Annotated in this window: 29 protein-coding genes; 4 read left to right on the top strand and 25 right to left on the bottom strand. The window is 38.0% G+C overall.

The window, feature by feature from the left end:
• Nucleotides 1-3: 3 nt before the first annotated feature.
• Together AB8P06_RS10985 and AB8P06_RS10980 are read right to left on the bottom strand one after the other, a co-directional pair.
• Entirely contained in the window at nucleotides 4-888 is an 885-nt protein-coding gene (locus AB8P06_RS10985) for a dihydrodipicolinate synthase family protein (protein ID WP_369841504.1), read from the bottom strand.
• 34 nt (nucleotides 889-922) lie between these two features.
• Complete coding sequence (locus tag AB8P06_RS10980) at nucleotides 923-1,378, bottom strand: cupin domain-containing protein (RefSeq protein ID WP_369841502.1); 456 nt, start codon at nucleotides 1,376-1,378, stop codon at nucleotides 923-925.
• Nucleotides 1,379-1,479: 101 nt separating this feature from the next.
• Between AB8P06_RS10980 and pdxR the strand changes: the two genes are divergently transcribed.
• Nucleotides 1,480-2,907, top strand: a complete 1,428-nt coding sequence (pdxR, locus tag AB8P06_RS10975; protein WP_369841499.1) for a MocR-like pyridoxine biosynthesis transcription factor PdxR — start codon at nucleotides 1,480-1,482, stop codon at nucleotides 2,905-2,907.
• 5 nt (nucleotides 2,908-2,912) lie between these two features.
• On the opposite strand, the gene AB8P06_RS10970 is transcribed toward pdxR, so the two are convergent.
• The 18 genes from AB8P06_RS10970 to AB8P06_RS10885 form a co-directional block, all read right to left on the bottom strand.
• Nucleotides 2,913-3,698 carry a phosphatase PAP2 family protein gene (locus tag AB8P06_RS10970; protein ID WP_369841496.1) on the bottom strand — a complete coding sequence of 262 codons (786 nt, stop codon included), beginning with the start codon at nucleotides 3,696-3,698 and terminating at the stop codon, nucleotides 2,913-2,915.
• Between the two features lie 234 nt (nucleotides 3,699-3,932).
• The gene (locus tag AB8P06_RS10965; protein WP_369841494.1) at nucleotides 3,933-5,219 is read right to left on the bottom strand and encodes a sensor histidine kinase; all 1,287 of its coding nucleotides are present in this window, start codon (nucleotides 5,217-5,219) and stop codon (nucleotides 3,933-3,935) included.
• A 119-nt stretch (nucleotides 5,220-5,338) separates the two neighbouring features.
• Nucleotides 5,339-6,016, bottom strand: a complete 678-nt coding sequence (locus AB8P06_RS10960; protein ID WP_369841493.1) for a response regulator transcription factor — start codon at nucleotides 6,014-6,016, stop codon at nucleotides 5,339-5,341.
• A gap of 64 nt (nucleotides 6,017-6,080) precedes the next feature.
• The gene (locus AB8P06_RS10955) at nucleotides 6,081-6,737 is read right to left on the bottom strand and encodes a DUF6766 family protein (RefSeq protein ID WP_369841491.1); all 657 of its coding nucleotides are present in this window, start codon (nucleotides 6,735-6,737) and stop codon (nucleotides 6,081-6,083) included.
• Nucleotides 6,738-6,759: 22 nt separating this feature from the next.
• Nucleotides 6,760-8,280 carry an FAD-dependent oxidoreductase gene (locus tag AB8P06_RS10950; RefSeq protein ID WP_369841490.1) on the bottom strand — a complete coding sequence of 507 codons (1,521 nt, stop codon included), beginning with the start codon at nucleotides 8,278-8,280 and terminating at the stop codon, nucleotides 6,760-6,762.
• Nucleotides 8,281-8,335: 55 nt separating this feature from the next.
• A complete protein-coding gene (locus AB8P06_RS10945) occupies nucleotides 8,336-8,494 on the bottom strand; it encodes a hypothetical protein (protein ID WP_369841489.1) in 159 nt (52 codons plus the stop codon).
• Nucleotides 8,495-8,543: 49 nt separating this feature from the next.
• Entirely contained in the window at nucleotides 8,544-9,296 is a 753-nt protein-coding gene (locus AB8P06_RS10940) for an SDR family oxidoreductase (RefSeq protein ID WP_369841487.1), read from the bottom strand.
• Between the two features lie 7 nt (nucleotides 9,297-9,303).
• Nucleotides 9,304-10,101 carry an SDR family NAD(P)-dependent oxidoreductase gene (locus AB8P06_RS10935; protein ID WP_369841485.1) on the bottom strand — a complete coding sequence of 266 codons (798 nt, stop codon included), beginning with the start codon at nucleotides 10,099-10,101 and terminating at the stop codon, nucleotides 9,304-9,306.
• 4 nt (nucleotides 10,102-10,105) lie between these two features.
• Nucleotides 10,106-10,609: a CinA family protein gene (locus AB8P06_RS10930; RefSeq protein WP_369841482.1), complete on the bottom strand. Its 504-nt coding sequence runs from the start codon at nucleotides 10,607-10,609 to the stop codon at nucleotides 10,106-10,108.
• Between the two features lie 244 nt (nucleotides 10,610-10,853).
• A complete protein-coding gene (locus tag AB8P06_RS10925) occupies nucleotides 10,854-12,989 on the bottom strand; it encodes a catalase (protein ID WP_369841480.1) in 2,136 nt (711 codons plus the stop codon).
• A 28-nt stretch (nucleotides 12,990-13,017) separates the two neighbouring features.
• Entirely contained in the window at nucleotides 13,018-13,422 is a 405-nt protein-coding gene (locus AB8P06_RS10920; RefSeq protein WP_369841478.1) for a hypothetical protein, read from the bottom strand.
• Nucleotides 13,419-13,721, bottom strand: coding sequence for a hypothetical protein (locus tag AB8P06_RS10915; protein WP_369841475.1), 303 nt, complete (start codon nucleotides 13,719-13,721; stop codon nucleotides 13,419-13,421). Before AB8P06_RS10915 ends, AB8P06_RS10920 begins: the two co-directional genes overlap by 4 nt.
• 65 nt (nucleotides 13,722-13,786) lie before the next feature.
• On the bottom strand, nucleotides 13,787-14,389 hold the full coding sequence (locus tag AB8P06_RS10910) for a ferritin-like domain-containing protein (protein ID WP_369841473.1): 603 nt from the start codon (nucleotides 14,387-14,389) through the stop codon (nucleotides 13,787-13,789).
• Nucleotides 14,390-14,468: 79 nt separating this feature from the next.
• Nucleotides 14,469-15,167 (bottom strand): KGG domain-containing protein, encoded by a 699-nt coding sequence (locus AB8P06_RS10905; RefSeq protein ID WP_369841471.1) that lies wholly within the window; start codon nucleotides 15,165-15,167, stop codon nucleotides 14,469-14,471.
• Nucleotides 15,168-15,369: 202 nt separating this feature from the next.
• On the bottom strand, nucleotides 15,370-15,984 hold the full coding sequence (locus AB8P06_RS10900; protein WP_369841469.1) for a Crp/Fnr family transcriptional regulator: 615 nt from the start codon (nucleotides 15,982-15,984) through the stop codon (nucleotides 15,370-15,372).
• A 38-nt stretch (nucleotides 15,985-16,022) separates the two neighbouring features.
• The gene (locus tag AB8P06_RS10895; RefSeq protein WP_369841466.1) at nucleotides 16,023-16,619 is read right to left on the bottom strand and encodes a Crp/Fnr family transcriptional regulator; all 597 of its coding nucleotides are present in this window, start codon (nucleotides 16,617-16,619) and stop codon (nucleotides 16,023-16,025) included.
• Nucleotides 16,620-16,830: 211 nt separating this feature from the next.
• Nucleotides 16,831-17,055, bottom strand: a complete 225-nt coding sequence (locus AB8P06_RS10890; protein ID WP_369841464.1) for a hypothetical protein — start codon at nucleotides 17,053-17,055, stop codon at nucleotides 16,831-16,833.
• A 162-nt stretch (nucleotides 17,056-17,217) separates the two neighbouring features.
• Nucleotides 17,218-18,102, bottom strand: coding sequence for a DMT family transporter (locus tag AB8P06_RS10885; RefSeq protein WP_369841461.1), 885 nt, complete (start codon nucleotides 18,100-18,102; stop codon nucleotides 17,218-17,220).
• Between the two features lie 86 nt (nucleotides 18,103-18,188).
• On the opposite strand from AB8P06_RS10885, the gene AB8P06_RS10880 reads away from it, so the two are divergent.
• Complete coding sequence (locus tag AB8P06_RS10880) at nucleotides 18,189-19,601, top strand: aminotransferase-like domain-containing protein (RefSeq protein WP_369841458.1); 1,413 nt, start codon at nucleotides 18,189-18,191, stop codon at nucleotides 19,599-19,601.
• A gap of 5 nt (nucleotides 19,602-19,606) precedes the next feature.
• Here the strand turns inward: AB8P06_RS10880 and AB8P06_RS10875 are convergent, their stop codons facing one another.
• The 4 genes from AB8P06_RS10875 to AB8P06_RS10860 are packed head-to-tail and all read right to left on the bottom strand — an operon-like array spanning nucleotide 19,607 to nucleotide 21,565.
• The gene (locus AB8P06_RS10875) at nucleotides 19,607-20,200 is read right to left on the bottom strand and encodes a Crp/Fnr family transcriptional regulator (protein WP_369841455.1); all 594 of its coding nucleotides are present in this window, start codon (nucleotides 20,198-20,200) and stop codon (nucleotides 19,607-19,609) included.
• On the bottom strand, nucleotides 20,197-20,577 hold the full coding sequence (gene ytxJ / locus AB8P06_RS10870) for a bacillithiol system redox-active protein YtxJ (protein ID WP_369841452.1): 381 nt from the start codon (nucleotides 20,575-20,577) through the stop codon (nucleotides 20,197-20,199). Before ytxJ ends, AB8P06_RS10875 begins: the two co-directional genes overlap by 4 nt.
• Nucleotides 20,574-21,035: a DUF1569 domain-containing protein gene (locus AB8P06_RS10865; RefSeq protein ID WP_369841449.1), complete on the bottom strand. Its 462-nt coding sequence runs from the start codon at nucleotides 21,033-21,035 to the stop codon at nucleotides 20,574-20,576. Before AB8P06_RS10865 ends, ytxJ begins: the two co-directional genes overlap by 4 nt.
• On the bottom strand, nucleotides 21,029-21,565 hold the full coding sequence (locus AB8P06_RS10860; RefSeq protein WP_369841446.1) for a YfiT family bacillithiol transferase: 537 nt from the start codon (nucleotides 21,563-21,565) through the stop codon (nucleotides 21,029-21,031). The genes AB8P06_RS10865 and AB8P06_RS10860 overlap by 7 nt, the downstream gene beginning before the upstream one ends.
• Before the next feature lie 110 nt (nucleotides 21,566-21,675).
• Between AB8P06_RS10860 and pncA the strand changes: the two genes are divergently transcribed.
• Complete coding sequence (gene pncA, locus AB8P06_RS10855; RefSeq protein ID WP_369841445.1) at nucleotides 21,676-22,281, top strand: bifunctional nicotinamidase/pyrazinamidase; 606 nt, start codon at nucleotides 21,676-21,678, stop codon at nucleotides 22,279-22,281.
• A gap of 234 nt (nucleotides 22,282-22,515) precedes the next feature.
• Here pncA and AB8P06_RS10850 read toward each other — a convergent pair whose 3' ends face one another.
• A complete protein-coding gene (locus tag AB8P06_RS10850) occupies nucleotides 22,516-23,643 on the bottom strand; it encodes a pseudouridine synthase (protein ID WP_369841442.1) in 1,128 nt (375 codons plus the stop codon).
• A 101-nt stretch (nucleotides 23,644-23,744) separates the two neighbouring features.
• On the opposite strand from AB8P06_RS10850, the gene aroB reads away from it, so the two are divergent.
• Nucleotides 23,745-24,791, top strand: coding sequence for a 3-dehydroquinate synthase (gene aroB, locus AB8P06_RS10845; RefSeq protein WP_369841439.1), 1,047 nt, complete (start codon nucleotides 23,745-23,747; stop codon nucleotides 24,789-24,791).
• The last annotated feature ends 49 nt before the right edge of the window (nucleotides 24,792-24,840 follow it).

Genomic DNA, 24,840 nt, shown 5'->3' with positions numbered 1-24,840 from the left:
TGATTAATTTTTAAGGGTTGTTATAATATTTTTTAATTCCTGAATTTCATTTTCTGTTAAAGGCTTTAGAGGGCTTCTGAGTTTTCCGCCGTCTACGCCTAATATATTCAGACCGGCTTTCACAGCTCTCGGAAGACCTTTAGCAACGATAAAGTTTAACAGGTTTACCTGCTGATAAAAAATTTCCCGGGCTTCATTAAGCCGATTATTGTCAATGGCATTGTATAAGGCAAGATTCAGTTCCGGGATAAGATTGGGGGCTGCAGTGCACCATCCTCTGGCTCCTGCAGAAAATGCAGCCAGTGCCAATGGATTTGAGCCGTTGTAAAATGCCACTTCCTCCCCCAGTTCTTTTCTAAGGTATTGCATCCTCTGAATGTCACCCGTACTCTCTTTGATCATGGTAATATTAGGGATTTCCAGAAGCCTTTTCAACAGTGCGGGAGACATATCTACTCCACCTGTCGCCGGATTATTGTAAGCCATTATCGGTATTGAAATTTTTGAAGCAACAGCATCGTAATGGGCAACGATTTCGTCATCAGTAAGCTTCCAGTAGCTCATCGGAATGATCATAACGGCATCTGCACCTGCTTTTTCCGCAAATTTTGCATGATGAATCGTTTTTTCAGTCGTGAGATTGGAAACCCCAACCAGAATGGGAATTCTTTTATTTACCTGCTGAATGGTTGCTTCAGTGACAGCTTCTTTTTCCTCGTCCGATAAATAAGGCAAAACTCCCGTGCTTCCCAATGGGGCAATACCATGATTTCCTGAAACCACCAATCTTTCGACTAATGTTTTGAAAAGCGGAATATCTATTTTTTCATTGTGATCAAAAGGGGTTATCGGGTAAGCGATAATTCCTTTAAACGGTGCATTTTTCATGTTTTTTATTTAAATTATGAAACGAATTTGTTATTTACAGATCTCTTCCTTCTTCCTCTCTTAATGCAACCCCAAGGTTTTGAAGTTGTGGAGCATTTTCACAGGCAATATATTTGGCTGATTCCGTATCGCTCAGATTCTGATGCTTATGCCATGCCCATGAAGGAATATAAACGGCGTCTCCTGCCTGCCAATCTACTTTTTCACCTTCTATTTCGGTCCAGCCTTTTCCTTCGATCACATATAAAACCGTTTCATAGGTATGTCTGTGTTTATTGGTTTGCTGTCCGGGTAATAAACCTCCGATCGTCATGCTGACATTTTTGCTTGGCAGGTCTACAAAGAAAACGGGATGTTTCCGTTCTGTTGAAAACTGATTATGTTCACCTGCATTTTCTACGTTTCTGTGAATAAGATGGCTGGGTTTTACATATTCCGGTCTTGCGAAAGTTTTGTGAAAATCTTTTGAACTGAATTGTTTGTGGTCCATGATTCTAAAATTTTAATGGTTTTGTGCTTTATTGCGAGACAAAATTAGAGTATCTTTGGACTGGTTTAATGATTCAGTTTTTATATAAATAAGTAGTCCAGATGTTGAGACCTTGGAAATTGGAATTTGAGATTGATAAAAAGCTTGATAAGGCGGTCTATTTACAGATTGCGGATATGTTTATTAATAGTATTCAATCCGGAAGGCTTAAAGCCGGAGAAGCTCTTCCCGGAAGCAGAAATCTGGCCCAAATGCTGAAAATCAACAGGAATACGGTAGTTGAAGCCTATCAGGTCCTGATTAATGAAGAATGGGTTTTTGCCAAAGAAAGAAAAGGAATATTTGTGTCGGATCAGTTACCGGCAGTACAGAATAAACCTGACGAAACTGAATCCGGCTCTTTGAAAACAAAAGAACCTGAAAATCTGTTTTTAATTAATTTTGATGACGGGCATCCGGACAGTAAAATTGCTCCGGTTACTGAGCTGGCCAGAGCTTACCGGCAAATATTCAACCGGAAAGCGAAATGGCAGATGATGGGTTATGGCGATGAGCATGGTTCCTCTGAATTCAGGAAAGCCATTTCACATATGCTGAATCATCAGAGAGGAATGCATATTGATGCACATCAGGTTTCAATCACCCGCGGAAGCCAGATGGCAATGTATCTTACCACTCAGAGCCTTATCGCTAAAAACGATTATGTGATTGTAGAAAGCCCCGGATATCAGCCGGCCTGGAATGCTTTTAAACATGCCGGTGCAAAACTTTTACCTGTCGCCGTGGATGCAGAAGGTATATCTATAGACGATATTATAAAGCTTTTAAAACAGAATAAAAAGATCAAAGCTATTTATATAACACCTCACAGACAATATCCTACAACAGTTACTTTAAGTTTAACACGAAGGCTGAAATTGATTGAATTATCAAACCGGTATGGGTTTACTATTATTGAAGATGATTATGATAATGAATTTCATTTCGGGTACCGCCCCATTCTTCCGGTTTCAAGCTTTCCGGAACTTAAAAATTATGTCTATGTGGGAACCATGAGTAAAGTCGTGGCTCCTGCTTTAAGGATCGGGTATCTGGTTTGTAAAGACCAGGAATTGCTGGCTAAAATCGGAAACCTGAGGAAAATAATTGATGTGCAGGGAGATATTATTATGGAGCATGCGGTATTACAGCTGATCAAAGACGGAGCTGTGAAAAAGCATATTAAAAAAGCGACGATTCACTATAAAAACAAAAGAGATTTTGTGTATCAGCTTTTGGAAAAACACCTTAAAAATACTGCAGATTATTCATTGCCGGACGGTGGCCTTGCCTTCTGGATTACCCCTAAAGCGAAATTGAACTGGGATGCTGTAACTGGTTTATTGTTAAATAAAAGCATTAAAATAATTCATCCGGAACAATACAGCTTTGGAGAAACGGTTAATGGTTTCAGGCTCAGCTATGGCTCTCTTTCGGAAGAGCAACTGGAGAACAGCATAAAAATCATTGCAGAAGTTTTTAATGCTTAAATCTGCTAAAAATTTTTAACGAAGCCTATCCCCAGATTTCCTTTCTGGTAATAAGGCATGATCACCGTTTGGGATTTTTCTTTTTTACCACCGAGCAGCGAATTGATTTTAGGATATAACCAATAGGCAAGTTCTGTTGACAGAATCCCGAAACCTGCCCCACCTATAACATCGCCAAACCAATGTTTATTATTCAGCATTCTGTAAATTCCGGTGAAAGCAGCCAATGAATATCCCGAAATAGCCAGCAGGAAATTGGTGTCTTTATACTCTCTGAACATAAACTGGGCAGAAGCAAAAGCCATAGCCGTGTGACCCGATGGAAAAGACAGGTTATTGGAGCGGTCCGGTCGTTCTTCATTGGTAATATGTTTTAACGGAAGCACAAATGCAGAAGTGATTAATAAAGAAGTTCCGTAAATAATACTTCTGTCCCGGAAATTATGCTTTCCTTCTACCCCTGCGGCATTTAAACCATATACTAATACGGCAGGTGCAAATTGGGTATAATTATCTAATCTTATGTGGTCAGGCTGATGTTCACTGATTTCGTATTGAGTTGAAAAATTCAGCTGTTTCAATCCTTTAATGCTTAAGCTTGCCACACCATAGGAAATCAGAGTGGCAGGAACGATCAGCTTTTTATAACTGAACTGATGGGTTTTATCTTCTGTTTTTAATGTTGAAACTACTGCAGTATCCTGAATGTTGCTGACTGACAAACTATCCTGTGCATCAACTTTTTGAAAGCTTATCATCATTAGAATCAAGCCGGAAATTAAACCTTTCATTGAGTGTCTTTAATAAAAATTAATAACACGAAATTGCCATTCAATTTAGAAGAAATTTGGAATAAAAGATTTAGAATACCTTAAAATTTAAAGGTCTTTCATTTTCCGGGTTTTAAATCCGGTTCAGATAACCGAATAAAACAGTCAGCAGATTGATCTGTGAAGCCAAATTCAATGTAGGATTTCCGGAATTTTCAAATGAAAGAAAGTATTGTATTGATCAACCTGAATAATTTACAGGTAAACCGTAAAAATATGCCTGTTATTTTCGAATTTATAATCGACGGTCCATTTTTGGTATCTGGCTATTTCTTTAATGATGGAAAGTCCTAAACCGCTTCCGCTATTGTTGGCGGATTGTCTGGAAAATCTTTTAAAAAGCAGCTCTGCATTCAACGTTTCGGTTCCTGAATTCATCACGACGAATGATGATTCGGTCAGCTTTACAGAAATAAAGCCGTTGTTTGGAGTATGACGAATGGCATTCAGCAGAAGATTGTTGATCAGGATTTCGGTTAAACTGCTGTTTTTATTCACCATTACTTCAGGGAAAATATAAGATTCAACGGAAATATTTTTTTGCTGAAAATGTTCTTCCAGAGTCTCCATGCTTTGGCGTACCAATAGATCCAGGGAGATCAGTTCGGAATCATCAAACTGGTTATTATCGATTTTAGCCAGTAACAGAAGGTTTTTGTTGATCCTTGAACTTCTTGTCAATGCTTTGTTGATCTCTTCTGCAATCTGGTATTGATTCTGGGTAAGATCTTTATCCTGCATTAAAATATCCAGCTTATTTTTAATGATGGCTAAAGGCGTCTGCAACTCGTGTGATGCATTTTCTGTAAATTCTTTCTGGGTTTTGTAAACGGAAACCGTATGCTCTATTAATTTACTTAAAGACCGGTTAAGTTCTTCAAATTCTATCGTATCTGTTGTATCAAATACGATTTTGTTCTGGCTGTTCAGATTGAAGGTTTTTAATTTTTCCAGCGTATTCCGGAAAGGCTTCCAGATGCTGTCGGAAAGTTTTCTGTTCAAAAATAACAGGCCCAAAACAATAAGAATAAAAAAGAAAACCGTGGTTACGGCAAGTACGGCAATCGTCTCATGAGTTTCTTCAATATTTGTTTCTACTGTAAAAAGATAAGACTGATTATTAATATTGACAACCTTTTTGAGACACCGGTAACGCTCAAGCTCCGGATCGGATGAGAATGATTCTTTTTTTTCAACAATGAAAACATGGTCTCTCTTTAAAGTATTAGACGGAACTTTTTCAATATTGGTTGCAGGCTGAATACTGTTCCATAAGGCAATGCTCCTCTCAAGTTCTTCATCGGAAAGTTTAAGCCTGTTAAATTCATACGCCGTTTTTTCTACGACAGCCCTGTTGTGATTATCAAGCTCATCTTTCCATATCGAATCTACTACCCAGTAATATACGGGAATGCTGATGATCAGTACGATAAGTACATAGATCAGGAATGGTTTGGTGGTTTTGCTTAATAGAGGTTTCAAGAGGGATGGGTTATAAATTATGAGTTATGAGTTATGAGTTATGAGTTATGAGCTGAAAGTTAGAGAATATTGGTGGAAAATATATCATATTTCATTGATCAATCATGGCTTATCGATGATCATTGCGAGACCCATTTATATCCTGTTCCGTAAACTGTTTTTAAATAATGCTCACAACCGGCGTCATACAGCTTCTTTTTAAGGTTTTTTACGTGGGCATATACAAAATCATGATTATCGAGCATATCGGCAAAATCACCGGAAAGATGCTCTGCCAGTGTGCTTTTGGAAATCACCTTGTTTTTGTTTCCTATAAAATAGATCAGAAGGTCAAATTCTTTTTTGGTAAGTGCAATGGGTTCATGATCAATGCTGACCGTTTTAGCTAAAAGATCGATCTGCAGCTCATTTTGACTGATGACATTTGAATTGTTGAATTGCTTGCGGCGAATGATAGAATAGATTCTTGCCATAAGCTCAGAAAGATGAAAAGGTTTTGTAAGATAATCATCGGCACCCATTTTCAAACCGTTGATTTTATCATCCAGGGCATTTTTGGCGGAAATGATAATCACACCGTCCTGTTTATTCTGTTTTTTCAGTTCCTCAAGGATTTTAAGACCATTGCCATCGGGAAGCATGATGTCTAATAAAATACAGTCATAGTCAAACATTTCGATTTTATTCATGGCTTCATGAAAAGTCGTCGCAAACTCACACAGATAATTTTCTTCTGAAAGATATTCTGCGGTGCTTTTCGCCAGTTCTGTTTCGTCTTCTATGATCAGTATTTTCATGCTGCTAATTTACATATTCAATTTTGAAGAAATTTTGAATACATAAAAATAGCATTTATTATAATTAAGGGGTTTCATCATGGGCCATGTCAACAGGCTTTGATTCCGGTGAACCTTTTTCCCTGAGCCAGATGGATAAAATTACGAGCGATGCAACAGCTAAGAATTCACTTTGCCAGTTCTGAAGCGATTCAAACCAGAACCTTGATTCAAAAAGGTATTGCCGGGCATCGATTGGAGGCAGGTTTTTCGAGATCTGTTCCGTATTAAAATCCTTAAGGCTTCCATAGAAATGAAGCGAGAAGCTGACGATAAACAGGATGGCAAATGCGATTGACAGCGAATGTTTATAGATGGTAAGCCATATTCCGCCTTTTTTAACGGGCCACGGAGCGTTCGGATGCGGAACCGGCTCTTTATCAACGTCTTCTTTTTCTTCCAGGGATTTTGATTCGCTCGAGCCTTTCTGACGTAAAGAAACGGTTAACAGTACATAGAGCATCATCTGGAGAAATTCACTTTCCCAATTTTCAAATGTAGCCTGAATGAAATGCCCGCTGTGTACATATTGCCCTATATTTAACGCGGTTTCACCGTTTTCGGTCAGCTCTTTGTTCTCGGTTTTCCAGCCTGTGAAAAACTGCCCTGCAAGACAGGATAACATCAGTATGATTAAAACAATGCTGAGACTGTTCCGGTAAAAAAAACTTTTTTTAGACATGGCAGTGTGTTTTTAGGTTTCTTTATAATTCTTCAGGATCCAACCGTTGTAAATCTTTTACGGCAGGAGCATTCAGTACTTTTCCGTTGATATTGAATCTTGAGCCATGGCAGGGGCAATCCCAGGTTTTCTCTGCATTGTTCCAGCGAATTTCACATTGAGTATGAGTACAGGCACTTTTTAAAATGTGTAATTTTCCGTTGGCTTCCTTGTATAAGGCATAAGATTCGCCTTCGTATTTTACCACTTCGCCTTCCTCCTCTTTGATTTTGGTAAGAGATTCAAGCTTATCTTTAAAAATTTTATCCTTAATAAAGGTGAATACCACATCTGCACTTTCCTTCACAAAATTTCCGAATCCGGCGACGGGTTTTATTCTTTTAGGATCAAATAATTCTTCATATTCACTTTTCCCTTCTGTAATGAGGCCGGTGATGATTTTCGAAGTGATGGTTCCGAACATCATCCCGTTACCCCGGAAACCTGTTGAAACAAAAACGTTTTCCCGGCTTCCTGGCATTCTGCCGATATAAGGTAAACCGTCTGCTGGTTCGAAATACTGACTGGACCAGCTGTAAACGATTTCATCAATGTCAAAATATTGCCGTAAATAGTTCTCAAGATTCTTAAAACACTGTTCGGTATCGTCTGCATGACCGGATTTATGATCTTCTCCGCCGGCAATAATCATTTTCCGGCCGTTGATCTCATGAGTACGGTAATACCGGTAAGGATCATAGAGGTCATATCCAAGCGCATTGGGATAATTGCCGCTTTTTAATGTGAAACTCAATGCATAGCTGCGATACGGAGCATTCATAAAGTGAAGAATATTAACTCCTGTCGGAATATGGGTGGCATAAACCAGGTTTCGGGCTTTTATTACTCCTTTTTCGGTCTGTAAGCTGATGATCCCATCTTCTTCCGTGTGCTCTTTACAGCGGCAATCTTCGAGGATAAGTCCACCCAAATTTAAAAAAGCTTCACACAATCCCCTGATATATTTTATGGGATGAAACTGTGCCTGCCCGGGAATTATTACGGCTTTTTCAAATGGAATGGGAAACGGAATCTCATGGGTATAAGACATGGTGTGCCCTACTTTCAAAGCTCCTTCCACAATGGATTTTAATTGTTTTTGCTGTTTCTCATCCAAAGCAAAAAGATATCCTGCTCTGTCTTCAAAATCACAATCTATATTGTATTTCTGAATATTTATCCGGATAATATTTAAGGCTTCAACAGCTGCTTTATAGAGTAACTCAGCACTTTCCTGCCCAAAATTACTGATGACTTCAGAATAAGTCGTATCAAAAAAATCATTTAAATGTGCGGTAGTACCACCGGTGGTTCCGAAACCGATATTGGCTGCTTCCAGAAGAATACATTTTTTTCCTTCTTCCTGTAATTTTAAGGCTGTTGATGTGCCCGTAATACCTGCACCAATTACTGCTACATCAAACACGGTCTCCAGACCGGCTTCCGAAGAAAATCTTTTGATCTCCTCCTGCCAGATACTTTTTTTTGCGCCGTCTCTGAACATATTTTTTGTTTTAAATGATGATAATTAAATACTGAATAACCGGAGCCATAGTATTTTATCTTTTCACAGATATCGTATCGCTTTCGGCAGATCCGTTACTTTTGCTATTGTTCTTATATTTTGTCTTTGGTTCTTCTTCATCAAGATTACATCTGCATGAAGCTGAAGAAAAAAGACAGAAGATTCCTAAAAGAATAGTTGCTGTTGCTTTCATATTGTGATAATTTTAAGTGTTGTTTTTCATTATTTATCTAAATTTCCTTTTATCCGTTTACAATCAGTCCGCCATTGGGATGCAGCACCTGTCCTGTAATCTGTGCGGCATCTTCGCTTACCAGAAACAAAAAACTGGCGGCCACTTCTTCCGGAGTTGCGTTTCTTTCAAAAGGCGGTTTATTGGAGTTTTCCTCTTCTTCGCCAAAGGTTTCTTTAGTAAGAGGTGTCGCTACAGGTCCCGGTGCGACTGCATTCACCCGGATGCCTTTTGGTTTTGCCTGTAAAGCCAGAGAGCGTGTAAATGAAACGATGGCCCCTTTGGTAGCGGAATAATCCAGAAGCTCGGCATGTCCCTGATAGGCAACGGCTGATGTGGTATTAACAATCGTTCCGCCTTCTTTCAGATAAGGAAATACGACTTTGGTCAGCAGAATCATCCCGATAATATTAGAATCAAAAGTTTTCCTGATGTTTTCTTCTTCAAGAGTTCCGATATTGTCTGACGGAAACTGAATGCCTGCATTGTTGATCAGAATATCAATTCCACCGAATTCCATAATCACTTTTGCCGTTGTTTCTTCACAAAATTCATAATCATTGATATCTCCGGGAAAAATAATGCATTCCCGTCCCAGATTCAGAATTTCATTTTTGGTGGTTTCGGCGCTTTCATCATCTTCATGATAAATAATGGCAATATTGGCTCCTTCTTTTGCAAAAAGCAGGGCGACTGCTTTACCTATTCCACTGTCAGCTCCCGTGATAAGAACAGACTTGTCTTTTAATCTCAATCCACTCATTGTATTTTTATTTTTCAGTTGCAGGTTTCTGCATTTCTCCCATAGTATGTGCTGCCCTGCTGTCTGTCGTGAAGTTTGACATAGCGACATTAAGCTTATTCTTAAATCCCGGAATCAATTGGTCATCTCCGTTCATCAACGCATTGTAACCCTCTAATGCCACTTCTGCAGCTGATGCCAGATTATCTTTATCCTGCAGGATTTTACTTTTGTTCATGTCTGCTTTATTGAAGAAATCAGTATCGGTAGGTCCCGGCAAAAGTGCTGTTACCGTAATTCCGGTATCCTTCAGCTCTTCACGGATGGCTTCAGACCACGACAGTATGAAAGCTTTAGTCCCATGATAAACCGACTGCCACGGACCGGGAGATTTGCTGGCTATGGAAGCTAGGTTTAAAATTTTCCCTGATCCTTTAGCCATGCGGTCCTTTAAAAATAATTTGGTCAGTATGATAACCGAAGTAATATTCAGGTTCACAATATCTATTTCTCTGTGGATGTCGGTATCCGTAAATTTTCCGTAAACACCCTGCCCTGCGTTGTTGACAAGGATCTCAGGGGTTATGCCATTTAATTTTAATTCAGAATAAAGCGCATAGACTTCATCCTGCAGAAACAGATTTTTTGAAATACTGATCACGTTGACACCATAGTTTTTAAATTCCTGGGATTTGTTTTTTAATTCTTCATGATCCCTGGCAACGATAATCAGGTCATAGCCGTTTTTTGCAAATAATTTTGCCAGCTCGTAGCCGATTCCGCTGGTTGCTCCTGTTACCAGTACATATTGATTTTTACGTTCCATAGATTTATTCTAAAATTAATAGCTGTTTATTCATTTCACTTTTAAAGCATCCTAAAATAAATTCTGTGTAATATAACTGGGCATTCAGGGCCTGTGTTTTGGGATGCAGTTCAAGTTTTTTGGTAAGAATGATTTCACCCTTGTAAGCAAAAGAGAAATAGGCAAAAATTTTATATGCAGAATTTCTTATGGGTGTACAATAACCTGTTGTGGCAATGGACCAATCGGTTTCATATAACTTTGCAATATTAAGAGCCATTGTTTCCGCGATATTTTCTGAAACACAATCGCATTCTTCGGCTTCTGTTTTGTCTACATTCAGTAATCTTACTTTTTCCGGAAGTGTATAAGCGGTCATTCCGCCCTTGTAAAATAATGAAGCATTCGGCATCTGTGAGAAGGCCAATTGCAGACATCCGGAAGTCACACTTTCTACAATTGAAATGGTTTCATTTGTCGTGATCAATGAATGACTTATGTATTCTAAAAGATTTTTTTGAAATTCCATAGCATTTTGTTTTAAGCTGTTAAAAAGAATTAAGTATTATATCCGGATAAATTCTGAGAGGAAATTTATACTCCATTTATCCCGGGGCGGGTTTTAAGGACACCGCCCGAATAAATGTGATGGTCATTTCTGTACTTTTAAAGTAGCATCATTAGCATCTTGAATCTGTGGATGAAAAATTAAAGCTTTCATGGTTTTATATTTAAATGTGATGTGAAGGTGTTTCTGATTATGTTGAAAATGATTAGGAATTTCTTTCTAATTCCAGATCCCAGACCCTGTGGCCGGCAATTGCATCTACGAATTTGTTTTGCGGCTTGTTCTCTGACCAGGTGATGATGGCCGGGTCTTCATGTTTTTTCAAAGCCACATTGCTGCTCTTATAAAGTCCTTCGGTACCTGCCCCGAAATAGATCGCCTTACAGTGCTTATAAGCCTCATTGATGAAATGTAAAGCCTGGTGCTTGTTTTCCGGCAGTAAGAGTTCTTTTGCAGAATCTTCACCTGCAGAAATATATAAAGCATCAAAACATACGCTTGCAGTACTGGTAAGAGAATGTTTCGGGGTAAGCTTTGTCCCGTCATTGATTCTTACCGGGGCAAGGCTTGGCGCAATGAGCTCTACTTTTGCTCCTTCTTTTTCAAGTTTATCTTTCAATGTGGTAAGGGCACCTGCATCAGCTCCGTTGGCTGTAATAAAGCCTATTTTCCTTGTTTTAATGGTGTCTTTTACAGTATCTTTCATGCTCAGCGCATCAGAGATTTTTGTTTTTGGTTCTCTTTCCTCACTTTGCAGATCTGCAGGATTGGCGTCTGCCGGAATACTTTGATTGGGAAGATCAGGTTTTTTAACTTTTACTCCTAATTTTTCAGCTACCCTTGAAGCTAGAGTTTTATCAATAAATGAAATCTGTCCTACTACTCTTTCCCTGATTTCAGGAATGGTAACTTTTGACAATTCAAAAATAAGTGCATTCTGAAGGTGCAGTTTTTCCGGGGCCGACTGGCTGTTGTAAAATAATTTAGCCTGCGAATAATGGTCAACAAAACTTTTGCTTCTTTGACGGATTTTAGTTCCCGAAACCTTTTCCTGATGGGAGGTAAAGCCGCCTTCCTTCATCATAGCCTGAAAAGGGCAGCCACCACCGATAGAATTGGGTTCATAGCTTACTTTTCCTTTTACGATCTGCTGTCTCATATGCCCGTCACGCTGGTTGTTGTGAACGGTATTAACTGATCTGTTGATCGGGATTTCGTGAAAGTTTGGTGATCCCAGTCTTGAAAGCTGGGTATCTGTATATGAAAATAATCTTCCCTGCAGCAATGGGTCGTTAGTGAAATCAATTCCGGGGATAAGATGTCCGGGATGAAATGCAATCTGTTCGGTTTCTGCAAAAAAGTTATCCGGATTTCTATTTAAAGTCAGGGTTCCTACAATTTCTACGGGTACTACTTCTTCAGGAACGATTTTGGTAGGGTCAAGAAGGTCAAAATCATATTTATTTTCGTCTTCCTCGGGAATAAGCTGCACTCCGAAATCCCATTCAGGAAAACTTCCGGCTTCAATAGCTTCCCACAAATCTCTGCGGTGGAAATCCGGATCTACTCCCGAAATTTTCTGGGCTTCATCCCAGGCAACGGAATGTACTCCCAATTTAGGTTTAAAATGGAATTTTACAAAATGGGATTTCCCTTCTTCGTTAATAAACTTAAAAGAATGTACCCCAAATCCTTCCATCATTCTTAAGCTTCTTGGAATGGCTCTGTCGCTCATCAGCCACATGATCATGTGCATACTTTCCGGCATTAGTGAGATGAAATCCCAGAATGTATCATGAGCTGAAGCTGCCTGTGGAATTTCGTTGTCCGGTTCCGGTTTTACGGCATGTACAAGATCCGGAAATTTAATCGCATCCTGAATGAAAAAAACGGGCATATTATTCGCTACCAGATCATAATTTCCTTCGTCAGTATAAAATTTAATGGCAAATCCTCTTACATCTCTTGCCAGATCGGTACTTCCTCTACTCCCTGCAACGGTTGAGAACCTTACAAAGACCGGTGTTTCTTTTCCGACCTCACTTAAAAACCCGGCTTTGGTGTATTGAGCAAGACTTTTGTTAAGCTTAAAAACGCCATGAGCACCTGAGCCGCGGGCATGAACGATCCTTTCAGGAATCCTTTCATGATCAAAATGGGTGATCTTTTCCCTTAAAATAAAATCTTCCAATAAGGTAGGGCCTCTGTCGCCGGATTTTAATGAATTTTGATTGTCATTAATCTTGAGCCCCTGGTTTGTGGTAAGCATTTCATTATCATTGGAAGTGGTTAATGATTCCAGCTGGTCTGACTTTTTATTATTTTGTTTCTGGTCTTTCATATTATTTTTTGTTTTGTGGATTAAACGATCAAATCAAAGTTGGTGCACCGGTATCAGATGTTTGTCCTGTTTCTAAAGTGCTCAATAATTTATTCAGATATTCTTCTTCTTTTAAAACTTTATAATAAGCTGTTTTGGCATATAGAGTGAAATAGGGTTCTTCAAATGAGGTTTCTGTACCCGAATTCATTATTTTTCCTGAGTTTTCATTATGGTACTTACTGATATGAAGAAGGTATTCGCTGATATGGGCGTCGATTATCCTTTTAAGGACTTCACATTGTGCATTATTTTTGATCTTTTCCAGAGATTTGATCAGAAATGCCATTACTCCGTATGAATTGATCTCACTCGGAAATAAAGATTCATTCTCTATCGGGTTGTTTTTGTCATAGAGACCTGAATATTTTAAAGTGTCGTTTTCAAATATCATACGGACAGGGTTTTTAAATATTTTTCAAAATAATGAAGGTCTTCTTTGTCTTTAATCGAAAGATAAAACATGATCTGTTCAGGTTCTTTCAGTCCGATACTTTTAAAACAATCAAAATGTGCGATCAGAGCCCGTACATTTTCAATATCTACGTCTTTAAGGATGACAAATAATAGAAAAATATTTTCCTTTATTTCTTTTGCATAAATCGTAGCTCCGTTTTCAAACCAGTTCCCCTGATTGGTAACTCTTATGAAGCGGTCAGATTTCAATGATCTTACTATTTTTCGACAATCCATATATAATTAGTTTCATGGTTAAATAAGCCATACAGTATATTCTATATGGCTTATGATAGAGTATCTTAATCTTCCTGTTCTGCATCGAAATTGATAAATGTCTCGGCAATTTCAGTGAGATTATAATCGGTATCTTCCTCTTCTTCGAGAGTTTTCTCCAGGAGATCGGCAGCTTTGTCATGTCCCATTGTGATAGCGAGCTGGGCAAGGCCGCCATAGGTTGCAATCTCATAATGTTCTACTTTCTGAGCAGCAATGATCAATGCAGCATCTCTTGTCATAGAGCCGTCTTGAGTGGATTTTATAATTTCTTCTCCTTCTTTGATAATTCCTTTAATTGCTTCACATTCCTTTTTTTCAGGCTTTTCATCAATTAATTTGAAGACTTTTTCCAGACGGCTGATGTGTTTTTTGGTCTGTAGCTGATGATCTTCAAAAGCATCTTTCAATTCTTCAGTTGTAGCAGCTTCCTGCATTTTTTCAAGCGCATCAATAATTGCATTTTCGGCATAATAAATATCCTTTAAAGAGCTTACAAAAAATTTGTGCAGGGAAGAGTTTTTCATTTCATTTTTATCTACGGAAGCATTGTCTACCGGTATTTTTTTCTCAGCAGTTGCTGCACCTGTAGTGTTTATACTGTTGTTTTCTGTTGTTTTGGTTGCCATAATATATTAGATATGTGTTGGTGTTGAATTGAAAAGATTACCTCTTTACATTTAATAATAAAGAGGCAATCATTAATAATTATGAATTACGTCTGCCTCCAAATCCGGATCTTCCTGAACCTGAATTGGAACCACGACCTGAACCGCCATTTCCGCCGGATCTTCCTCTTCCCGAACCGGAGTTGGAATTTGAGCTGGAGGATCTTCCACCACCATGAGAAGCCTGGCCTCCCATACGGGCGATTCTGGTACGTTCAGCTTTGCTCATGGAAGCAAAACCTCTTTTTGATGTACCATTGCTATTACCTGATCCTGAGTTGGAGCTACGCCCTGAACGACTGCTGCCACCGGATCTTGAATTTGAACTTCTTGAGCCTGAGTCATTCCCTGATCCTCCGGATCTTCCTCTCCCAGAACCTGATCCCGAATTAGAACGACCTCTTCCGCTTCCGAAAGTGAATCTTCCCTGATCATCTCTTTGTTGGTTTCCACCACGGGAACCTCCTCTCCGGCCTCCGCGGCCGTTGCTGTTCTCATCATCTTCATTATCATCGTAGTCATCGTCATATTCTTCGTCATCATAATCATCATCGTCGTCGTCATTGTAATCATCATAATAATCCTCAAAGTCTGAGAAATCATCATCATATTCTTCTTCTTCCGACGCGTCGCTGTAACCGTGGTCATATCCTAATTGATAAACTTCCTCAAGCGTTGATCTTGACTCATCCGAAGAATTTCTCCTTGAACTACGATTGTTTGAATTTCTAGTGTTCATAACTCTAAATTTTTTGTAATTAATATTAAGTGATTTATTAATTAATTATTGAGCGTGACTAGTATTGAACAACAATTAATAATTTGATGCTTTCTTAAATCGAAACCGTTAAATGTGTACTTTATCCAGATAAAGTAATGATAAATTGGTATATCAAAAATAAGTGAGAAAATATAGATTTTTTATGACTGGAGTCATGTTACTAATATAATATTCTCTTTTTGTCAATTTTTAATGAGTTCTCTTCGTTCATTTTTTTCAAAGTCCTGATGACAGTTTCTACCCGCAAGCCGGTCAGGTTGGCAATCTGCTGTCTGGTAAGCTCTACATGAAAGCAAAACTGACAGTCGTTTTCTGTATAGCTTTTTAAATAATCCATAAGGCCTTTCAATCTTAATACAGGATTTGGAGATGCCATGTATTTTGTCATTAAAACCTTATAGTAGAGCCTTTGGGAAAGGCAGGCGTTCATACTCAAAGAAATTTCAGGATGTATTCTTAGTAATTCCAGAAATCTGTTTTTAGGGATTCTTATAATTTTAGAGGCTTTCAGAGATATGGCGTTAGTTGGATACAGTTTTTCCAGAAACAGCAATGAATCTCCAAAACTCTGGTTTTCACCTAATATATTGTGAATAAACTCTTTTCCTTCTTCATTGTAATTATTAAGTTTTACTTTTCCTTCAGTAATCTGATAATAATACAGTGCGTGATCACCTTCTCTGAAAATCAATTCCCGGGATTTATAACTCTTATCTTCAGCACCGAACGAGTATAAAAGTTCCGGGTCAATATTCATACAGCTAATCGTTTTCATATTTTTGGTTTTAGTAAGAAAAATAAGAATGATTAGTGTTAATACAAAATTTTTCTGTTCTCAATTTGCAGCAAATTATTTTGCTCCATTTTTTTTAAAGCTCTTATAACCGTTTCTACACATAAGCCGGTAAAATTGGCCATTTGTTGACGGGTTAAAGGTACCAGAAAAGAATAAGGCTTATTTTCTGACTGTTGGCTTTTAAAATAATCCAGGAGGGTTTTAAGCTTATTGGCCGGGTTTTGAGACGAAATATTTTGTGCCATGACATGTTTAAAATACAATCTCTGAGAAAGGAATTTATTTATATCAAAACAAATTTCAGGGTGTTGTTTCAATAACCCAATAAACAGATGTTTTGAAAGCTTTATAATTTTACAATGACTAAGGGAAACTGCATTGAAGGGATAAAGATTATCTGTAAAAAGTAAAGATTCACCGATACTTTGCCCGTCTGTCAGCAAACCCTGAATGCTCTCTTTTCCTTCTTCATTGTAATTATTGAGCTTTACTTCTCCCTCAATAATCTGATAATAAAAATGAGGTAAATCACCTTCGCTGAAAATTATTTCAGAGGGATTATATTCCCCGATAATCCCTCCTGTAGAGAATAAGATTTTTTCACTAATTACCATAATAGTTGCTTTTAAAATTAATAATGTTAAAAAAGTTGACAAAACAGATCTTAGTAAAAAATTTTATAGAACAGTATTTTGTTAGTGCAAAAATCGCACCGACTTTAATAATACGATAGTTAAAATGAGTTAATAAAGCATTGGTATTCAATATTTTACACCGATACATCCAATGCGCTTTGGATGATACAAAGAATCTGAATGAAAATTATTATTTTATTGAATCCTTTTTGGAAGATCCTGGTGTAGTAACAGTATAGGCACTGTCTCTTGGAGGAATTGCCGTAGTTATGGTATCAGAAGTTACCGGAGGAGTTACTGTGTTATCAGAGGTGGATATAGTGTCAATGCTATTGTTTACCTGATTTTCTTTTTCCTTTTTGCAGCTCAGAACTGTAAGTACCATAATAAGGCTTAATGATGTGATAATTTTCATACTATTTTATTTTGTCGTGTGGTGTTTTTATGAAATTTTCATGAATAAATGATATTGATATTTGTATTTAAATGAAAAATTCATATTTATATGACAAAACTATAAATAAAACGCACAAAACTTTATGATTTGGGTCATAAGCCTTATTTTTTGAAAAAGTCATTATTTAACAAACTTTTTTGTACCGGCAACGCACAGAATAACTCCGATTGTTACGCCGATCATCCCGATGTTTACCGGCTCATGAAGCAAACAGGCCGCTAAACCTAATCCAAAAAACGGCTGTAGCAGCTGTAACTGGCCCACAGTGGTGATCCCGCCCTGAGCAAGCCCGCGGTACCAGAATATGAACCCGATAAACATACTGAATAGTGCAATATAAGCTAATCCCAGCCAAGCTCCTGTGCTTACCTGCTCAACAGAATCCGGAAAATAAAAAAAGAATAACGGAAGCATCAGAGGTAATGCAATTACCAAGGCCCAAGAAATAACCTGCCATCCGCCCAGGTCTTTTGAAAGTTTTGCTCCTTCGGCATATCCCAGTCCACATAAAATGATGGCCGCAAGCATTAAGATATCGCCAGTTGGAGATGCAGAAATCCCTTGAAAGACAGCATAGCCGATCACCAGAAGACTTCCGATAATAGAAAAAAACCAGAATATAGGATGCGGACGCTCTCCACCTCGGAAAACACCGAATACAGCAGTAGCAAGAGGCAACATTCCTAAGAATACAATAGAATGAGCCGAAGTAAGATACTGCAAAGCCAGTGAAGAAAGCAACGGAAACCCGATGACACAGCCAACTGATACAAGTACCAATGGAAATATCTGTTTTTTGGAGGGTATCTTTTCTTTATAGATTAATAAAACCGACAAAGCCAATATTCCTGCAATTCCTGCACGGGCGATGGTGACAAAAACAGGATCCATATCCGTTACGGCAAGTTTCGTGGCCGGTAAAGAACCGCTGAAAAGCAATACGCCTATAAAACCGTTAATCCATCCGTTTATCGTCTGATCTTTTGATAAAGTATCTGTTGCCATTCTATTTTTTTATGGTTCAAAATTAGAACAGAAAATTAAATTATCACAGTCTCAGTTTTGTATATTTGCATGGACACAGTTTGAGTATGAGCAAAGAATTTTTATATACAGAGATTGCAAACGGAATTGCTTTCCAGATCAAAAACGGCGTATTGAAGGCGGGAGACAAGCTTCCGTCTGTGAGAATGCTCTGTCAGGAATATCAGATCAGTATGAATACGGCAAAACGTGTTTTTCTGGAACTGGAATCTCAATCATTAATAGAATCCAAGCCGCAATCAGGGTATTTTGTGAGCCCTTTTTTCTCTATAAAACTTCCTTTGCCTGATGTAAGCCGTCCTTCTTTAATGGCTAATAATGATGAACCGGATGAGCTGATCAGTAAAGTATATGAAAATATGGGTAAAAAAGGGCTGACCATTTTTTCGATAGGAATTCCTTCCGGAGACTTGCTGCCACAGGCAAAACTCAAAAAGGAAATCGTGAATGCAACCCGTGAACTGAAAGAAGGCGGAACTGAATATGAAGAGCTACAGGGAAATCTGAAACTCAGAAGGATAATTGCATTACGGTCATTATTATGGGGCGGAAACTTTAGCGAAAATGATCTGGTAACGACAAACGGAGGATTGAATGCCCTGGCTTTCTGTCTGATGGCCTTAGGGAAACCCGGTGATACGATTGCTATTGAAAGCCCATGTTATCCCGGGATCTTACAACTGGCCAACGGATTGGGATTAAAGGTCTTGGAATTGCCTACCCATCCTACTACAGGCATTGAAATTGAAGCCTTAAAGAAAATGATCCCTGAAATCAATATATGCCTGCTGATTCCCAATTATAATACTCCTTTAGGCAGCTGTATGCCGGATGAGAATAAAAAAGAAGTGGTAAAACTTCTGGCAGAAAATGAGATTCCCCTGATTGAAGATGATGTCTATGGAGATCTTTATTTTGGGGCAAGCCGGCCTAAATGCTGCAAATCTTTTGACAAGGAAGGAAACGTTCTGTACTGCAGCTCGATTTCAAAAACACTGGCGCCGGGATATCGTGTGGGCTGGATTGCTCCCGGAAAATACAAAGATAAAATACTGAAGCTTAAACTGCTTCATTCCACTTCTTCTGTTTCAATTGTAAACGAAGCGGTTGCCAATTTCCTGAAAACCGGAAAATATGAAAAGCATCTGCAGCAACTGCGAAGAACCCTACAGAGCAATTACCAGAATTATGTGCAGACCATAGCTGAATCTTTTCCTGAAGGTACAAAAACAGGCAGGCCGCAGGGAGGGCTTTCTCTTTGGGTGGAATTTGATAAAAAGATTGATACGAGAGCTTTATATGATCTTGCGATCAAACAAAATATCAGCATTGCTCCCGGCAGAATGTTTACTTTACAGGATCAGTTTGAAAACTGTATGCGGCTTTGCATCGGCCTTCCCTGGTCGGAGGAAACCCAGACAAAATTAAGGCAGATCGGGAGTCTTGCGAAAATGATTTGATCTGATTATTTATCGGCTACAAAATTCTTTCTTGCCAGTTCTTTTCTTACCCGGCTTAAACTTTCAGGGGTAATTCCCAAGTACGAAGCAATCATCCATTGCGGGACTCTCAACAACAAATCGGGATACATTTTGATGAATTTCAGGTATCTTTCTTCTGCCGTTTCTCCCAATAAAGAATTGATCCTGTTCTGAAGGCTTCTGATGTGTTTCTGCAGCAGGATATCGCTTCTTTCAATACTGTTTGGAAACTGCTCAACCAGCTTATTAAAGAAATCAGGGTGCAAAAACAGGATCTCACAGTCTTCAACAGCTTCAATATAGTAAATTGATTTTTCGTTGAAATAAAGGCTGCTTCTGTCTGAAATCAGCCAGCTTTCCGGGGCAAACTGTATAATGTGTTCCTTTCCGTTTTTATCGATGGAATACATTTTTAAAAGGCCCTTTTCCACAAAGAATATATATCTGCAGATCTCACCGTATTGTAAAAGAAACTGGTTTTTAGGGATTTTCTTTACTTCATAATGCAGACTGCACATGTTCACTTTTTCAATAGGAACATTTAAAACTTTTGCTAAATAATTATTGATATTCTTCATGATACGATCTGGCTTAAGGATATGTGCTGATGTGAAGCATTACTGACAGCTTTCCCGTTTTCTATGACAATTAACTGCGGGCTTTCGTGTCTGATCCCGAAGTCTGCTGCTATTTTGTTTGAAAGCGGTCTGTATGCTAATAAATCAAGGAAATAAAAATCAGCTTTCTCATCACTGTTATTTACTTCTTTTTCAAAATTTCTCAATACGGTTTTGCTGATGAAGCAACTCGTTGAGTGTTTAAAAATCGCAATTTTATGATGAAAAGAATATTCAATAGCTTTTGCTAAATCATCTTCAGATTCTATTTTTTTCCAGAAAGATTTTTGTTCGGGATTTTCTTCTTTTCCACCAAATATTTTATCAAAAAAACTCATACATTAAATTGTTTAAGATGATGATCAAGATGCTTATACTCCAGAAATCCCCAATCCTTTTCTTTCATTTTTCCAAAAAGAACATGATAATCCGGGAGTAAGTTGTTTTGATAGGCCAGCTGATAATCGTCCAATGTTTTCAGAAGGCTTTCTTTTGCTTCATCAAAATTACATTCAAAATTAACGATAAGTTTTTGAAAAGTAGGCATATTTCGGGGAATTCCGTTATTGAAAATCTGCATTTCTATTTTAGTGACCCTTCCTATTGTCCCAAAAAGAGCATTAATAGGCGGAAGATGAATTTTTTTAAGTGCAATCTGAAGGACAAAATCGCAATGTTTCAGCATCTGGGCAACACTCATCTGGCCCCATTTTTTTGGAGAATTTTCAGATAACATGGAAATCCTGGTAATAATTTCCCCGAAACAGACAGGATTATGAAGACTTTTTTTTACCAACCTTTTTCTATCTTCAGATTTTGAATATGGGCAAAATGATGGTCACAATGCCATACATAGAAAGCAAGATAATACCTCAGGTCATAATCCTTATTCATTTCAGGATGATGAAAAGTTCTCTCAAATTGTTTATTGGTGAGGGTTTTAAGCAGGGCTGTCCATCGCTGATGAGTTCCTTTGATCATTCTCATCGCAGGTTTTACCGGCATATTTACACTGTCCTGAAGCTCTGCCCATTTGGCTTCGTCATAAGGTTTGATGGTAGGATTATCTTCAGTGATCGCCAGTTTAAAACGGATAAAACTGTTAATATGGCTGTCGGCAATATGATTGACAAGCTGTCTTACCGTCCAGCCACCTTCTCTGTATGGGGTATCTAATTGGTCATCATTAAAGTCTTCGATAAGATTTTTAAGTTTTTCCGGAAAGTTTTTGATTACTTTAATATGCTCATCAAGTTTGACGTCACAGATAGGTTCAGAGGGTTCAAACTTTCCTATAGGGTATTTCTTTTGCTCCAAGTCATTCATTATATTAGTATTAGATTTTAATATGGCCGATTTGTCCGATAATTCTGTTTTGGACAAATTTTTGCGCATTAGTTTTTTGTAAATTTATCAAAAATTCGAGAAATCTAAATATGAAAAAAGCGTTAATAATAGTAGATGTACAGAATGATTTTTGTGAAGGCGGTGCTTTGGCGGTTCCGGGAGCAAACGAAATAATTCCTTATATCAACCTTCTGATGGAAGAAAATGAATATGATCAGATCGTTCTTACCCAGGACTGGCATCCGGCCGATCATAAAAGTTTTGCCAGCAATAACGGCAAAAAAGTAGGTGAAAGTATTATTCTGAATGGCGTTCCACAGTTTATGTGGCCTGATCATTGTGTACAGGGAACTTTCGGAGCCGAATTTCATAAGGACCTGAACAGAGACAAGGTAACTCATATTATACAAAAAGGCAAGAACCCTGAAATTGACAGTTACAGTGGTTTCCAGGATAACAATCACTTCATGAAAACCGGTCTTGATGATTTCCTGAAATACCATGATATCCAGCTATTGGAAATTGTTGGTTTAGCTCTGGATTATTGTGTAAAATTTACTTCTACCGATGCAGTAGCCAACGGATATGTAACCTGTCTGCATTTCAACGGAACTCGCGCTGTGAACGTAAAACCTGATAACGGCAGGGATGCCATCTATGAAATGATTCAGAAAGGGGTAACTGTTCTGGGATAGGTTTTTGAGTTATAAGTTATGAATGATGAGTTATGAGTTGGGTATTATTGTAAAGGTATCCCAACTATTTACTGATCATTTTATTTATAGAAAAAGCTAGACAAAAAAATTTTAAGACCATAAAAAAGCGTGATAATTAAATTACCACGCTTTATATTTTGCTGAATGTTTAAGAATAAATTAAAAACTCATAACTCATATAACTCATCATTCATAACTCAAAACTTATAACTCTTAAAGCATTTTCAGGTTATTCACTTCCAGTTCCGAAAGGATTCTCCAGTGTCCTCTTTTGATGTTCTTTTTGGTAAGGCCTGCAAACATTACTCTGTCTAAAGCTTCCACTTCATATCCTAATCTCTGGAATAGTCTTCTGATCACACGGTTCCATCCGATATGAATTTCAATTCCGATCTCATTTTTCGGTTTTCCTTCAATGAATGAAATCTGGTCTACTTTTACCACTCCTTCTTCCAGACGGATTCCTTCTACGATCAGCTTCATATCTTCATGCGTTAATTTCTTATCCAGAGTCACATGATAAATCTTTTTCGCTTCAAAAGAAGGATGCGTCAGTTTTTTTGTCATGTGCCCGTCGTTGGTTAATAAGATAACCCCTGTTGTGGAACGGTCTAATCTTCCTACAGGAAAAACACGGTATGGGGAAGCATTTGCTACCAGATCCATTACGGTTTTTCTTGCCTTATCATCTTTGGTAGTTGAAATATAGCCTTTAGGCTTATTCAGAAGTACATAAACAGGCTTTTCCGGGGTAATGCTCTGGCCGTCAAAAACTACTTTGTCGGTTTTCTGAACCTGGTATCCCATTTCAGTTACTACCACTCCGTTTACTTCTACCAAGCCCTGGGTGATCAGCTCATCAGCTTCTCTCCTGCTGCATATTCCGGAATTTGCAATGTATTTATTAAGACGAATCGTGTCTTTATGTACATCTTTCTCTATTTTGTTTAATCTTCTCTTCTGTACAAAAGATTTTGCCCTGTCTTCATCTCTGCCGTCTCCACTAGAAGGTCTTCTACCATATTTTAAGCTGCCTCTTTCGTACTTATCCCTGGTGTCAAAATCTCTTCCGCCTCTTTTTGAATTTGATCTTCCAAAAGGTTTTTTATCATTACTTTTATTGGTAACGTAAGGGGTTCTCTCTGATTTTGAGTTTTGATTTTCATCGCGGTTATCAAAATTGGCTTCACCAAAACTCTTGTCACCACTTTTTGAAAACGGCTTTTTAAAAGGTTTTGACTCTGAAGAATTTCCAGATTTAGGAGCGCGAGAACTTCCGGAATTTCTTGTTGAAACTCTGGGTCTTTTAGGTCTTCCTGAATTATTATTGTCTCTGCTCATTCTAAATATTTCTGCAAAGATAGTAATTTAGTTACGAGTTAAAAATTAAGAATCATAACTTTGCAGTATAGTTTATAATTAAATTTATAGAAAATCCGAAAATGATAACATTATTAAACGATAGTTTTTCTCAATTAAATGACTTTTTACACGAAAAATCTTTCAGCAAAATCTTTATATTGGTTGATGAAAATACACATGAATACTGTCTGCCCATTCTTTTAGGAAATATGGAAACCGATCTGGCTTTTGAGATTCTCGAGATCGAAGCCGGTGAAGAAATGAAAAATATTCAGACAGCTAACCAGCTTTGGGAAATTCTGACGGAAATGAAAGCAGACCGGAAGGCTTTAGTTATCAATCTCGGTGGTGGTGTTATTACAGATATGGGTGGCTTTGTGGCTTCCACCTATAAAAGAGGAATCCAGTTTATCAATATCCCAACCACTCTTTTATCAATGTGTGACGCATCTATCGGCGGAAAAACAGGAATTGACCTGATGCATTATAAAAATATGGTCGGAACTTTTACCTTTCCGGAACAGATCTTTGTGTATCCTAAATTTTTAGATACTCTCCCGTTTAAAGAATTAAGAAGTGGTTTTGCAGAAATGCTCAAGCACGGGTTAATTGCCGATAAAGCCCATTGGGAAAACCTTATTAAGATCCATACACTTGATACGGAAGCTCTTATTCCCCATATTCAGACTTCTATGGATATTAAACAGGATGTGGTAGAAAAAGATTTTCATGAAAAAAATATCAGAAAGACCCTGAATTTCGGCCACACAATCGGTCATGCTATTGAAAGCCTGTGCCTGGAACAGGGAAATCCTGTTTTACATGGTGAGGCTGTAGCAGCAGGAATGATCTGTGAAGCTCATCTTGCTTATCTTGAAAATTTAATTTCCGAAGAAGATGCTCAGATCATCATCGAAAATATCCAGAGATATTATCCGTACCTGGATATTACTGATTTTAAAGATGAGGATATTTTTGCTTTATTACTGAATGATAAAAAGAATACGGATAGTAAAATCAACTTTTCCTTACTTACGGAAATCGGTTTCTGTACCTATGATTATGAATGCAGTCAGCAAAATATAGCCGGATCTTTGAGCTTTTACAGAAAATTAAATGACGCTTAATGGATAAAAAACAGGTCTGATTTTCATAATTTCAATAATTTAGACTTTT

The organism is Chryseobacterium tongliaonense (genome assembly GCF_041224435.1).
GTDB classification, from domain to species: Bacteria; Bacteroidota; Bacteroidia; order Flavobacteriales; family Weeksellaceae; genus Chryseobacterium; species Chryseobacterium tongliaoense.
This window is presented reverse-complemented; position numbering and strand designations above follow the sequence as displayed.